Origin of the sequence: Ekhidna sp. (assembly GCF_965227465.1) — a bacterium.
GTDB lineage: Bacteria > Bacteroidota > Bacteroidia > Cytophagales > Cyclobacteriaceae > Ekhidna.
On sequence record NZ_OZ245746.1, the window covers coordinates 3,775,256 to 3,788,645 of the forward strand.

Annotated in this window: 16 protein-coding genes; 9 read left to right on the forward strand and 7 right to left on the reverse strand. The window is 38.8% G+C overall.

The window, feature by feature from the left end; genetic code table 11:
- Positions 1–23: 23 nt before the first annotated feature.
- Positions 24–596, reverse strand: a complete 573-nt coding sequence (locus ACO05G_RS16610; protein WP_421763757.1) for a DNA-3-methyladenine glycosylase I — start codon at positions 594–596, stop codon at positions 24–26.
- A 75-nt stretch (positions 597–671) separates the two neighbouring features.
- On the opposite strand from ACO05G_RS16610, the gene ACO05G_RS16615 reads away from it, so the two are divergent.
- Both ACO05G_RS16615 and ACO05G_RS16620 read left to right on the forward strand, forming a co-directional pair.
- Entirely contained in the window at positions 672–1,751 is a 1,080-nt protein-coding gene (locus ACO05G_RS16615) for a hypothetical protein (protein WP_421763758.1), read from the forward strand.
- A complete protein-coding gene (locus ACO05G_RS16620) occupies positions 1,748–2,572 on the forward strand; it encodes an arylamine N-acetyltransferase family protein (protein WP_421763759.1) in 825 nt (274 codons plus the stop codon). The genes ACO05G_RS16615 and ACO05G_RS16620 overlap by 4 nt, the downstream gene beginning before the upstream one ends.
- Before the next feature lie 24 nt (positions 2,573–2,596).
- Here ACO05G_RS16620 and ACO05G_RS16625 read toward each other — a convergent pair whose 3' ends face one another.
- From ACO05G_RS16625 to ACO05G_RS16635, 3 genes are read right to left on the reverse strand one after another with little or no spacing between them, the layout of a single operon-like run.
- Entirely contained in the window at positions 2,597–2,992 is a 396-nt protein-coding gene (locus tag ACO05G_RS16625; RefSeq protein WP_421763760.1) for a TerB family tellurite resistance protein, read from the reverse strand.
- Between the two features lie 17 nt (positions 2,993–3,009).
- Entirely contained in the window at positions 3,010–3,426 is a 417-nt protein-coding gene (locus tag ACO05G_RS16630) for a TerB family tellurite resistance protein (RefSeq protein ID WP_421763761.1), read from the reverse strand.
- 60 nt (positions 3,427–3,486) lie between these two features.
- The gene (locus ACO05G_RS16635; protein WP_348283033.1) at positions 3,487–4,248 is read right to left on the reverse strand and encodes an SDR family oxidoreductase; all 762 of its coding nucleotides are present in this window, start codon (positions 4,246–4,248) and stop codon (positions 3,487–3,489) included.
- A gap of 165 nt (positions 4,249–4,413) precedes the next feature.
- Between ACO05G_RS16635 and ACO05G_RS16640 the strand changes: the two genes are divergently transcribed.
- A complete protein-coding gene (locus ACO05G_RS16640; protein WP_348283034.1) occupies positions 4,414–5,610 on the forward strand; it encodes a hypothetical protein in 1,197 nt (398 codons plus the stop codon).
- Here ACO05G_RS16640 and ACO05G_RS16645 read toward each other — a convergent pair whose 3' ends face one another.
- Entirely contained in the window at positions 5,611–5,928 is a 318-nt protein-coding gene (locus ACO05G_RS16645; RefSeq protein WP_421763762.1) for a Rieske (2Fe-2S) protein, read from the reverse strand.
- A gap of 80 nt (positions 5,929–6,008) precedes the next feature.
- On the opposite strand from ACO05G_RS16645, the gene ACO05G_RS16650 reads away from it, so the two are divergent.
- The 6 genes from ACO05G_RS16650 to ACO05G_RS16675 all read left to right on the forward strand — a co-directional run bounded on the left by ACO05G_RS16650 (position 6,009) and on the right by ACO05G_RS16675 (position 10,254).
- Positions 6,009–7,094: an aminotransferase class V-fold PLP-dependent enzyme gene (locus tag ACO05G_RS16650; RefSeq protein WP_421763763.1), complete on the forward strand. Its 1,086-nt coding sequence runs from the start codon at positions 6,009–6,011 to the stop codon at positions 7,092–7,094.
- 26 nt (positions 7,095–7,120) lie between these two features.
- Positions 7,121–7,249: a hypothetical protein gene (locus ACO05G_RS16655; RefSeq protein ID WP_348283037.1), complete on the forward strand. Its 129-nt coding sequence runs from the start codon at positions 7,121–7,123 to the stop codon at positions 7,247–7,249.
- Between the two features lie 314 nt (positions 7,250–7,563).
- Positions 7,564–7,926, forward strand: a complete 363-nt coding sequence (locus ACO05G_RS16660; protein WP_348283038.1) for a hypothetical protein — start codon at positions 7,564–7,566, stop codon at positions 7,924–7,926.
- A 12-nt stretch (positions 7,927–7,938) separates the two neighbouring features.
- Positions 7,939–8,619: a hypothetical protein gene (locus ACO05G_RS16665; RefSeq protein ID WP_421763764.1), complete on the forward strand. Its 681-nt coding sequence runs from the start codon at positions 7,939–7,941 to the stop codon at positions 8,617–8,619.
- A gap of 186 nt (positions 8,620–8,805) precedes the next feature.
- On the forward strand, positions 8,806–9,573 hold the full coding sequence (locus tag ACO05G_RS16670; RefSeq protein ID WP_421763765.1) for a sensor histidine kinase: 768 nt from the start codon (positions 8,806–8,808) through the stop codon (positions 9,571–9,573).
- 21 nt (positions 9,574–9,594) lie between these two features.
- Positions 9,595–10,254, forward strand: a complete 660-nt coding sequence (locus ACO05G_RS16675) for a response regulator transcription factor (RefSeq protein ID WP_421763766.1) — start codon at positions 9,595–9,597, stop codon at positions 10,252–10,254.
- A 370-nt stretch (positions 10,255–10,624) separates the two neighbouring features.
- Here the strand turns inward: ACO05G_RS16675 and ACO05G_RS16680 are convergent, their stop codons facing one another.
- Together ACO05G_RS16680 and ACO05G_RS16685 are read right to left on the reverse strand one after the other, a co-directional pair.
- Positions 10,625–12,091, reverse strand: a complete 1,467-nt coding sequence (locus ACO05G_RS16680; protein ID WP_421763767.1) for a M28 family peptidase — start codon at positions 12,089–12,091, stop codon at positions 10,625–10,627.
- A 92-nt stretch (positions 12,092–12,183) separates the two neighbouring features.
- Complete coding sequence (locus tag ACO05G_RS16685) at positions 12,184–13,359, reverse strand: acetyl-CoA C-acyltransferase (RefSeq protein ID WP_421763768.1); 1,176 nt, start codon at positions 13,357–13,359, stop codon at positions 12,184–12,186.
- Between the last annotated feature and the right edge of the window lie 31 nt (positions 13,360–13,390).

The following is a 13,390-nucleotide window of genomic DNA, read 5'->3' on the forward strand; positions in this document are numbered from 1 at the left end:
AGTTAAAATAGTGAGTAATTAAATTACCTGCTTTTAAGTTGTTCATAGCGAAAACAATCAACTGTGTGATCATTTACCAACCCGATTGCCTGCATGTGTGCATACATAGTGGTGGAGCCTACAAACTTGAATCCTCTCTTTTTGAGGTCTTTTGAAAGCGCATCCGATTCATCCGTAGTAACTGGCACTTCGTTCATATTTTTCCAGCTATTAACAATTGGAGTGCCTCCCACAAATTGCCATATATATTTATCAAATGTCCCAAATTCCTTTTGTACTTCAATAAATCTTTGCGCATTATTGATGGTCGCCTCTATTTTCATTCGGTTTCGTATGATAGAGGAGTCCTGCAACAATTCCTCGACCATTCTTTGACCATATGTTGACACTGTTAAAACATCAAAGTTGGCAAATGCCTTACGATATCCTTCACGCTTTTTCAATATGGTTGCCCAGCTAAGCCCTGCCTGCGCACTCTCCAAGACCAGAAACTCAAAATGTTTTTGATCGTCATGTACAGGTACTCCCCACTCCTCATCATGATATTTGACATAATCTTCAAAAGAGTTAGCACACCAGGCACATCTTGTTTTCATACTTCTATAGTTATACTAAATTGGGTCAATATTGAGTTGATGTTTATAAAATTAGCACTTTAGAATTCAATTTTTATGAAGGGAGTCCTCTCTAGTATTTTTTATTTCCTAACGCTTTTTCTCTTTGCGCAATCACCCCTTTATGACTTTGTCTCTTTCAACAAGACAATCAAAATTCCGGCTTCCCTAAATAGTGAACGATCTGCTGTGATTTTTTCTATCCCGAATAAAAGTGGCGAGTTTGTTACGGTTGGTGATTATGAAAAAATGATCGTCCAGGTTCACAAAGCTTTTATAACCATGGGCATTGATGCCGTCTTTTACTTGCAGGATATCAACATGGTGGCGAGCAATGCTGCTCTGGATTCTTATGTAGATCTTTTTAACAAACGAGAAATCAAAAACATCATCTTCATAACAAAATCCAACAATGCGTTTGAACTAATAATGGCGCCATATAGTGGTACAACTAAGATGATCGTTGGAAATTCAGATGTGTTTTATCTCAAAGCAAATGATCTCTATTCTTTGCTATTAAATGTAGGTAAAGAGGTTAAGAGAGCAGACCAGCAGGTTCAAAATTTCCTTATTCCGGAAAAACCAAACTACCTTCAGGGGATTTCAATTGTTGAAAAAACGTTACTGAAAAATTATCCGGGAATTTTAAGAAGAAGCAAACTGGCTGTGGAAAGGTTTTCACCAATTGATACCACAACTATTTTGAGCAAAGAAGTGATGGAAAGAACGAGAAAATATAATGAGCGGGTAAGGGCTAAAAATCAGGAACTCGAGTCGATTATGAAATCATATCCTTATGAGTATGAATTAATCAATGCAATGTCGGACGATGATTTAAGAAGAAACCGCTATCAATTTTTACTTCGCTCCGTATGTGCAACCGCCAGAAATGTACGACAAATGCTGGATTATGAAGTAACTCCCTCACAAAGTGGCTTTGTTTCTATTATACCCGTTATGCCTGATCAGACTCGTGTAAAGACAATTCCTCAAGATGCGATAGTGTGTAAGTTTTTTATTCGGCAAAACATTTCAAAAAACGTACATGTAGGCGAGTGGGATGCTGATGTTACCTGGCAAGATGCACTTCGAAATATGATTGGTAATTTGACACAAGAACTCAATGTAAAAAATTGAATCGCCTTAATTTTTTCCAAAATCGACCCAAAGCACAAAAAATTGATGTTCGTGCATACCTGGAGCGAATTCATCTCGATCAGGAAGGTCCTTCTTTGAAATACCTAAAAAAACTTCAAAAAGCTCACCTTCAAAAAATCCCTTTTGAAAACCTGGACATCCATTACAATACTAAAATCATTCTGGACTACCAGAAAGTCTTTGATAAAGTAGTTATTAACAAAAGAGGTGGCTTTTGCTATGAACTGAATGGATTATTTTATCATTTGCTTTACCATTTAGGTTTTGAATGTTTTCTAATTTCCAGCAAAGTATGGAATAAGGAAAAAGGTGAGTTTGGAAAGCCCTTTGACCACATGGCCATTGTTGTAGTTATAGACGAAGAAAAATGGTTGGTAGATGTTGGGTTTGGTGAAGGCTTAATCTCACCTCTAAAAATAGTAGTTGGCAATCCACAAATGGATTACACCAAATACTGGAAAATCGAAACTGACCCTGATGAAAATTTAATTCTAAAGGAATCAGCAGATAGCGTTCACTACTGGTCTAAGTTCCTATTTACCTTGGAGGAAAGACAGCTTATTCAGTTTATAGAAATGTGTGATTTTCATCAAAGCTCGCCAGACTCTCCCTTTACCCAAAAAAAGCTCATCACCAAGCTTACGGATTCTGGAAGGGTCACTTTAACGGACAGAGCTTTGAAGGTTAATGAAATGGGAATTACAGAAGAAACCCCAATTCTACATGAAGATGATTTCCTGTCAAAACTCGAACATCATTTTGATATTTCATATACGCAGCTAACACCTGTAGGAAAATAAAAAAATCCGCCGAAGCGGATTCTGTTAATTCCTGTACTTTTTAACTTCTCTTTTCAATGAGGCGACATCTGATGCGATGGCCGGGTCACTGTATATTCTTGCAGATAATTGCGAAATCACGTTTCTTTTGAATCCCAGCTTTTCAGCGAGTTCCTCACAAAATTTGATTTCTGATAAATATACCTGGCTGTCAATTTTCATTAATTGGACGAGGTGAAATAAGTATTCGAACTTATCATCCTCAGACATGGTGCTAATTGGTGGTAAAGGTTCAGGGTTTTCCACCATATTATTAATTTCTTCTGCACTCACTCCATTGGCCTTGCCAATCATATAGATAAGATCTCTTTCCTCTCCCGCAAAATCTCCATCGATATTTGCTAACTGAACCAGCACGCTTAGTTTCGCCTTAATGCTCATAATTCTTCTTTAGGTTACTATTTTAAATATTTATTGGCCTCCTTCATAATAGCCTCTCTATTTCCGGTGATTGAAGGATCTCCATAAATTCTTGACGACATTTTCTTCACGACCTTCTTATCATAGCCTAATTTTTCTGCCACCTCCTCACAGTATCTAATCTCTGTAAGAAATACTTCTCCGTCGATTTTCATTAGTTGAATGACATCATACAAATAATCGAACCGCTCTTCAGAAAGTAGTCCCTGAAAATTTACGTCGGTATTGTCTTTTGAACTAAGCACCTCATCAACCAATTCATCGATCTCTGTTTCAGGAACTCGATTAGCTTTTCCAATCGTATAAACATACGATTTTTCCGGTTGACCAAAATCACGGTCTATTATAGAAAGCTGAATTAGTGCTTTAAGATGATTTTTTATGTTACTATCCATTTGGCTGTTTATCGTATTTCGTTCTTCTAATTTAGGAATTAATCCCTAAATAGAAACTCATTAATGCAAATAGCTTCCAGCATTTATGTCGAAGGTTGCTCCAGTTGCATGATCAGCCATTCCACTGGCAATGAACGTAACCAACGGGGCAATGTCTTTTGGCTCTGTTAATCTCTCCAAAGCCAAATCCCCTTTTGCGTGATCTTCTCCGTATTGTTGCATAAACTCCTGTGACATATCCGTTCTGACAAACCCTGGAGCAATGACAAATGCTTTAACCCCCTCTTTTCCATATGACCTGGCGATTGACCTGGTAAGAGAAACTAATCCTGCTTTTGACGCTGCATAAGAAATATACTCTGCCTCTTCACCACGAAATGCGGCCCTTGAGGCAATATTAATGATTCTTCCAGCCGCCTTTCTACTGATAAAATGCTGAACTGCCTTCTTGCAAATAATAGCTGCTGAATTCAGATTTACCATCATCGTCTCATTCCATGCCTTCATCCACTCATCATCTTTTGCATCTAATGCTGCTGGTTTTGCAAGGCCTGCGTTATTGATAACAATTTCCACACTGCCCATTTCTAAACTCACCCGCTCAAACAGTTTAGCTGCATCATCTGGTTTTGAAAAATCTGCTTGAAATGCTTTTGATTCATTTCCCAGAATATGAGCCAGGTTTTCTGCCTCCCTTACATTCTTATTGTAGTGTACAGCAATTGTCGCTCCCGCCTCTGCCAATTTTGTTGCTAAAGCCTTTCCAATTCCTCGGCTTGCCCCTGTTACCAAAATGTTTAGTCCAGATAGATTAATGTACATACAATCAATTTTAGCGTGAAAAATTAGATAAAACCACTTTCAAGTTGGTTGAATCTTAGAAATAAAAGATCATCGATGTAGTTTTCCTAAATGAAAACTTTGTTAATTTAGGCCATTCCAGTAAAGTAGTCACCGCTAAATACACTCGAACGTAACTAATTATTCATGGGCATAATAATCCCCCTACTACTAATCACCTTTTGTTGTGTCGTAATCTGGAGAGCAGGTGATGGTTTCATGACCGCCTCAGAATATATCGGACGAAACCTTTCCGAAGGTGTTCGTGGAGCAACAATTAACGCTATCGCGAGCTCAATGCCAGAGGTATTTACCTCATTATTTTTCCTTTTTGTTCTTACGGATGCCGAAGGCTTTTCCGGTGGAATTGGAACCACTGCTGGAAGTGCAATCTTTAATGGAATGGTCATTCCTGCTGTTGCTGTATTGGCTGTTATTGGAATGAAAATGACCAAAAAGGTTCACGTTTCACGAAAAGTTCTCTTAAGAGATGGAATTGCCTTGATCATAGCAGAACTAATCTTCTTAATCCTTATCAGCGGATCCGTTCTGCACTGGTATCACGGCATGTTGCTTATGCTAGTGTATGTGGTATACATTGTATACATGTTCGCCACCATGAAAAAATCTGAAAGGGAAGAGTTGTTAGAAGATGGACAGTTAGATGAGGCGGTTTTTGAACATGATGAAGAGCCTCAGGGTCCATTTTTGAAAGGGCTGGTAACATTTGACTTAGAGCGGGTTTTTATCGGTAATAACGCCATTAGCAATTTGAGAGCATGGTCTCTTTTGCTTTTCTCTACCTTGGCAATTGCCAGTGTATGCTATTTCCTGGTTTTAGCCTGTGAATGGATTGGTGCTGATACGTATAGTGTTGCAGGTCTTGGAGAGTTTAATGGGCTTAATATACCAGTCATGTTCGTTGCGCTGATTTTAGCATCTGCAGCATCTAGTTTTCCGGACACCATTATTTCAATAAAAGACGCCAAGAGAGGTCAGTATGATGATGCAATATCCAATGCACTTGGAAGCAACATTTTTGACATTTGTTTCGCTTTAGGTTTCCCTCTTTTCATATTTACGATAATCAATGGGCCTATCCATATGCCGCCGGAGATTGTTGATCTAAGTAGTGAGCTTCGTTTCTTACTCTGGTTGCTGACAGTTCTTGCTGTAGTGATTTTCACCAGTGGAAACTATTTTGGTAAGAGAAAATCATACCTCCTGTTGAGCATTTACGTATTGTTTGTTACTTACATTGTGGGAAGGGGTTCGGGCAATGAATTCGCACAATCTATTGCAGATTGGTTAGTTTCAGTGGTGAAATTCTTCAAAATTGGCTAATTAGACTTCTAGAAAAACTCCTTCTTTATCAATAATCACACGATACGTTCTTAATGCCTTGCAACGTTGCTCGGCTTCCTCTCCTGTCCTCATACTAAATCGGTAGGTATGTAAGGGACAGACGATTTCGTTTAGGTAATTGGTTTTCCCCTTATGTAGATTCTCGCCCATGTGGGGACAAGCATTTTGAAACGCAAAAAAGTTTGATCCATGTCTGACAATACAAATCTCTTTTGATTGAGTTCTAATTAACCGAGGATGATTGTCCTCCAAAATCTCTTTTGCCTTATCTTCAGACTCGAAAAGCTTTACTCTCATTTTCAGTAATAATAACAATGAAATCTCAGCGACAAAAATTCTTCCTTCAAAGAAAGAATGCTTACTTCAATTGTGCCTACATGTCCCCATTACTCAAAAAAGTGGAGAAATCAGGAATAGCCGGGATCAAAAAAAAGCGAAACCCTTCAAAAATTTCCGGAGAAGATTTCTTTCATGAAACTGATACCCTCAGGCAGAATTATTCAAAGCTAATTGATAACCCCGAGGCTAAGAGAATAGTAGTTATTCCTTCCGCTTCCTATGGGTTAGCCAATGTCGTCAACAACCTCCCCTTTCAGGAGGGAAAAATAGTTTTAGCAGAAGAACAGTTTCCAAGTAATGTATACCCCTGGCTAAAATTAAAGGAAAAGGGATTTGATATACATTTAATTGAACCTACCGACAGTGAAAAGAGAGGGGAGAGCTGGAATGAAAAGATTTTAACGAGCATCGATTCTCATACTCGGGTTGTTGCCATTGGACATGTTCATTGGTCGGACGGGACATTATTCCATCTCGAGAAAATACGAAAAAGATTAGATGAGGTGGGTGGGTTACTTGTTATTGACGGAACTCAGTCAGTTGGGGCATTACCATTCAGTGTAAAACATTTAAGGCCAGATGCACTTATTTGTGCTGGATACAAATGGCTCCTGGGACCATATTCCATAGGACTTGCTTACTATGGGCCAGCATTTGATAGCGGCGTTCCTTTAGAGGAAAACTGGATAAACAGGTTAAAAAGTGATGATTTTGCGAATCTGGTAAACTATCAATCTGAGTACAGGGAGCAGGCTTTAAGGTATGAGGTTGGTGAACACAGTAATTTCATCCTGGTGCCAATGCTCAATAAAGCTATCAACCAATTAATCCGTTGGAGTCCAGAAAATATTCAAGGGTATACAGAAAACCTTATGTCTCCGGCTATTACAGAAATGCAGGGGCTCGGATACAGGATAGAAGAGCGGAAGTGGCGATCTAATCACCTTTTCGGAGTACGCTTACCTGATACTATTGACAAGGAAAGACTTCATCAAAGTCTTTTAAGAAATCGTGTAAGTATCAGCTTTAGAGGAGATGCGATCCGAATTGCCCCAAATGTTTACAATGACGAAATCGATGTGAGAAAATTGCTCAAAGCAATGAAAGAGCCTATCTTCGCATGATCATTCATAATGCTAAATAAGAACCGATGAACTTAACGAATCCAGCAGTAACAGAAGGCGTAAATATCTTTGTGAATATCGTGATCTTCCTTGTCGCATTCGCCCATGCTCTTGCATTTGTAAATGCGCGAAAGGAAAGTAAGAAAAAGAATTAATTCCCGCCCTTACTCTACGTGATCTCTTTCGTGTTTACTTACCGCCTTATTCGGTAGTATAAAAGGGCATAGAATTGCCAATACAAACAGTCCGATAATTATTCCTAGCATTGCCATTTCTTCATCGTTTTTTATGTGGATGGCAAATATAATTGCTTATTCAGCTTTTGATCTCATTTTGACCATAGAATTCATTTTTCGACGAAATGACTACCCACTTTTGGGTATTTTGAGCCTCAATTAATCTCCTCTCCTTTGATTAAAAAGAGGATAGTTCTACCATTGTCTATTAAAACCAACTAAACCTTACAGAAATGGCTAGACGAATCGTAAAAAAGATTGGCAAAAAAATGAAGAAATCTATGGCCAAGAAATGGGTCAAAGATTATCAGAAAGCCAATCCAAAAGCTGAGTTAAACGGATATCTATATGGTAAAGATATTCTAGAAACTTTATGTAATTATCCAGGCTCTGAGGGTATCTGGATATTCAAAGGATTGAATGATGAGAAAAAAGAATGTCTCGTATTATTCCCGGCAGATGCTGATGGAAACATACTGGACAGAAAGATGAAATCGCTTGGGGCTGCAGTTAGTGAACTAAGGGATGGAGATGATGATGATCCTGCAAATAATGGAGATCCTTGTCCTCCAAAATGCCCCGGAGGGTTTGGTTAATTAAAAATATACGTGGAAGATTTTTGGAATTGGCTTATTGAATTGAATAGGTTCTCCGGATTAGCGGGCTGTATCTATTTTGTGATTTTTATGAAGTCCTGGAGAAGGTTCTCCGGGGTTTTATTTTATATCCTGTTTGCCTCATTTCTAGCGGATAACTTAAATTATTTTTTCATTAGAATAGTATATCCGAATGCCCTCTACATTGGCAATTCATGGGTTATCTTGAATTATTTTTTATCAATTTTTCTCTTTTCCAAAATATTAGCTGACCGTAATCTATTGCTGAAAATCTATGCTGGGCTATTTACAGTGGGTACTGCTCTATCCTTAACATTAGCTTATGATTATGCCGAATCAAACACATTTATTAATGTTTACAGCAACATAACACTTATATCATTGTCTCTGCTCGGATATTTTGAGTTACTAAAAAACCCTAAAGTCAAACTATCCAAACAACCAATTTTTTGGATCGTGACTTCATTTTTTATTTACAATAGTGTTTTGATTCTTGTTAGTGTTTTTAACAATTACCTGATTTTCGATTTGAAAATTTCTTCAGATGCGTATGCAATGGTGTCAATCATTAACCTAAGTGCCAATATTTTAAAGAACTTACTCCTTTTTTATTCGCTTGTATTAATCGACAAAGGTTTTTCTCCCAACCTAAACCCTGCAGAAAAAACATGATTGATATAATTGTAAATATTGTGGTGTATGGTACATCTGTCATTTTTATTGGAGTCATCGGGTTTCTATATTCTTTCTCTAAAGCCTATGGTGCAAGAAAATAACAACCTTAATCGCAATCAGAAATTCTTAAGGTAATTTAAATTGAGTAGCGCTCTATAATAGAAACGAGCTAAAATAATTCCGGTGGAAGGAAAAGTAATCTTACTCATCATAATCGGAACCATTGGCGTCATGTTGATGGCCTTTTCTGTGGTGTTCTTCGTCTTACTTTATAGAAGAAAAGTGCTTGAAAACCAACTTAAGATTCAGGAAATTAAAAATAAGCATCAGCAAGAAATGCTTAATGCTACCCTTAGTTCACAGGAAACAGAAAGAAGTCGCCTTGGAACCGAGCTTCACGATAGTATAGGGGCAATGTTATCTTCAATCAAGCTTAATTTACAAGTAGCTAAAAGGAAAGATAAAGTTGAATTGCTTGACCCAATCATGGGCCATCTCGATGAAACGATTGTTCATGTCCGAAATATCTCGCATCAGATGATGCCTCTCATTCTTAAAAAGTATGGGTTAAAGCGTGCTGTAGAGGATTTGTTTTTGAAAATCCCTGCCGAAGATATTGAAGCCAAATTAATCGATTGGGAAGACCCTAAACTTGATGAGGACGATTCGCTAATACTATACCGGATCATTCAGGAGCTAACAAATAATACCCTTAAGCATTCAAAAGCGAGCGAAATCACCCTTTCGTGTCAGCAACAAAAAAATAAAATTACCATTCAATATGGTGATAATGGACAGGGTTTTCCAGCGAATGTATTGAAAAAAAGTGATGGTATGGGGCTATTGAATGTGAAAACTCGAGCTCAAGCCATAGGTGCTCAAACAAAATTTTTCAACTCAAATGCAGGTGGAGCGCATGTAGATTTGGTTATACCCACATCTATTGATTAATTTGAAGCTCAACCGAGTGAGATGAATCAACCAGACAAACTGAAAATTTTGGTCACAGATGACCATACACTATTTCGTCGTGGAACTATGATGCTATTAGAGTCCTTTGATGAAGTGGGTGAGGTAGATGATGCCGAAAATGGTAAAGAGGCGTTGGAAAAATTGATTGGGAGTGATTTTCAATTAGTCTTGCTTGATTTAGAAATGCCCGTCATGGACGGATGGGAAACAGCAAAAAAAATTGTTGCAAAACATCCAGAGGTCAAAATCATTATGATTTCGATGCATGACTCTTTACAGATCATTTCAGATTTAATTGAAATCGGCGTTCATAGTTACCTGCTAAAAAATGCCGACCCTGAAGAAGTTCATAAAGCAATTGTTTCTGTAGTCAACAACGACTTTTACTATAATCAGCTGGTTTCGAAAGCGCTTCATAAGAAAGTCCAAAAGGGTGGTTTAGAAAAAGGACTAGCCAGAAGAGGAGACATAAGCCCGCGCGAGATTGAAGTTTTACAGCTGATTTGTCAAGAGCTTACCATGAAGGAGATTGGCGAAAAATTATTCCTTAGTGAACAAACCATTCATACGCATAGAAAAAACCTGATGCGCAAAACCCAGGCAAAGAACGCTGTTGGGCTTGTAAAATTTGCCTTTCAAAACGGTATTGCCGCATTTTAGCCACTACCCATTTTAGGGTATTCTATTCACCTTTTTAGGGTATATCTTCTAACCCAGTTAGGTTTTAATTAGTTGGTATTCAGGTGTTTATGCTGATATTAAAATATACCCCTGAAATATCTACCATTTACAGAACTCCACTTTGCATAATTTCATATTGTCATTTATAACAAACAATAGATGATAAGCTCTTAGGTTGATGGTTAATCTATGAAAATACCGGGAGTCCAAGGTTTTCGCTTAATCCTTTGGTTTGCCAACTATCTCACTCACATAGTGGACTCCCAGGTGTTTTCAATTAAGAACTTTTTAGTAAAATCCTCACCACTAATCCCAAAGACAAAAGGCCCTGAACAGGGCCTTTTTCTATTTACTTTTTATAAAGCTCTTGACCAGAGTCGTAGTATTTATCTCCCTCCACCCAAAATGGTGCTTTGCGGGAATTCGCTATAAGCCTGCACGCATACACATAGCTTTTGAAAAACTTTTCTAAATATTCATAATCCAGTGTATTCGGATTATCACCTGCCTGATGATAGTATTTCGTTATCTCACTATCAAAGGCTGTAAAGCCCATACTAAATGTAGGTGCCGGTATTCCTTTTGCAGCAAAGCGCACATTGTCTGATCGATCAAAAAGGCCTTGCTCCTCGGCCGGGTCTTCTATCGCATCGAGACCAAAAGCTTTACAGGCTTCAATTATCATTTCTTTAGCTGTTGTTCGTGTCAGCCCGATTATGGTCGCTTTCGAAGTGTCGTTATAACCGCCATTGTCTGAGTTGAAACAATAAACAATTTTGTTTAACTCGACTGGTGAATTGTCAACAAAGGCTTTACTTCCTAAAAGCCCTTTTTCCTCACCAGTAAATAACACAAAAAGACCAGATCTTTTTGGTGGATTCTTTGCCAGGTTTTGAGCGGCTGTTAAAACAGTAACTGTACCTACCGCATTATCGCGGGAGCCATTGAATATACTATCCCCGTTAGCGTCCGCTTGGCCAATACCCACATGATCATAATGAGCAGAGTATACCACGAACTCTTCTTTCAGCTTTTGATCTGTCCCTTCGACATATCCAACTATGTTTTGCGAATTAAACTTTTCCGTTTTGGAACCCTCAATCATAATCGAGGCTGACTCATTTGATTCAAGAAATGAAACATCATCGGCTGACCTGTTTAACCAGGTATGTATCATCGTCCCGTCGCTATCTCCTTCATCAAGCACTGTTTGCTCACGACTTAGATATCGGACAAGAAAATTCCAGGGCAGCTGAGAAGAATTGTACAGCTCTATAAGCCCTTCGCCTCCAAGCTCTTTCACTTTTTTTCTTTTCTCAGCTGAAAGAGAAAACCATTCCTGTGGACTTTCGCTTTCTCCATCTCCACATATGGCAACTACTATTTTACCTTCAACATTTTCTTTTAATAGATCAGATGGGTTGCCATATTCTGCATAAAAAAACTGTTGATCATTTAGTGATCCGCCACCATCTAACACAACAAAGTCGTCGTTAAGTAACAATTCGGTTTCACCAATTTTTATGATCCCATTCGAAGGGGGGATTACTTTTTTCATTGGCACAGGTTGAAAATAGCTATCCATGCCAGGAGCCATTTTTACTCCGTATTCAACGAACCGACTTTCCAAGTATTTCGCGGCTACTTTCAGTCCTTTCGAAGGTGTGTCCCTTCCTTCTAGTTCATCAGAAGCTAAAAAACCAATGTGGCTTTTGATTATATTTTGATTGACGGATTGTTCAGCCAGTTCCTTATCAGTTTGTGAAAAGGAAATAAGCGATGTGAAAAGTAAGGTGAGTAGTAGTGTCTGCTTCATTGTTCTCGAAATTTCGCGACAAGATAGACATCTTAAAATAAAAAAAGGTCATCCGAACTCAGATGACCTTCGCTAAATAATATTATCAAGTTCTAGTTAAGAAACTCGTAAATACCTGCTACTCCCTGACCTCCCCCTACACAGGCGGTCACCATTCCGTATTTACTTTTTCTCCTCCTCATTTCATTGAATAGTGAAATCGAAAGCTTAGCACCTGTGCATCCCAGCGGATGACCCAGAGCTATAGCTCCTCCGTTTACATTCAGTTTGCTTGTATCAAGGTCTAATCCTCTGATTACCCCCAGCGATTGAGCGGCAAACGCTTCGTTTAGTTCAATCAAATCCAGATCGTTTTGTTTTAGCCCAGCCTGCTTCAGTGCTTTTGGCACTGCTTCCACCGGTCCAATACCCATGATTCGAGGATCTACACCGGCTGCTGTATAGCTAATCATCTGAGCAATAGGTTCAAGGTTATATTCTTTCACCATCTTTTCGCTCATAACCATCACAAATGCTGCGCCATCAGAAGTTGGAGATGAGTTACCGGCTGTTACCTGTCCTCCTTGCTTAAATGCAGGACGCAACTTGCCTAAGGTTTCCATATTGGTTTCTTCCCTAACACATTCATCCGTATCAACCACAAATTCCTTCTTGTGTCGTTTGCCGTCTTCACCCACATACGTTTCTTCTACGGTTACAGGCACAATTTCATCTTTGAACTTCCCATCCTTAATGGCTTTTGCTGCTTTCTGATGAGATTCCATTGCAAATTTATTTGAGTCTTCAGTGGAAATGCTGAAGTCATTTGCAACCTCCTCTGCGGTTAAGCCCATATTCAGGTAATACTCTGGATGTTTTTCGGCAATCTTCCAGTTGAGTGCTGCTTTATATCCCATCATTGGAACCAAAGACATTGACTCTGTACCTCCGGCAATTATGCAGTCGGCTGTTCCTGAGTGCACTCTTGCACATGCCAGGTGAATTGCTTCCAGACCGGACCCACAGTATCTGTTGATAATCATACCCGGTACCGAAATCGGGAGTGAGAGAAGAGAAATATATCTTCCCATCTGCAATCCTTGTTCTGCCTCGGGTATGGCATTTCCTACTATTAGATCGTCCACACGTGTGGCATCAAAATCCTTGATTGAGCCAACCAGATGCTTAATCACATCTGCTGCTAAATCGTCGGGGCGATAAAAACGGAAACCTCCTTTTTTGGCTCTTCCTACCGCTGATCTATATCCTGCTACTATATATGCATTCATAATTTTAGATGTTTAGATTTTAGATTAGAGA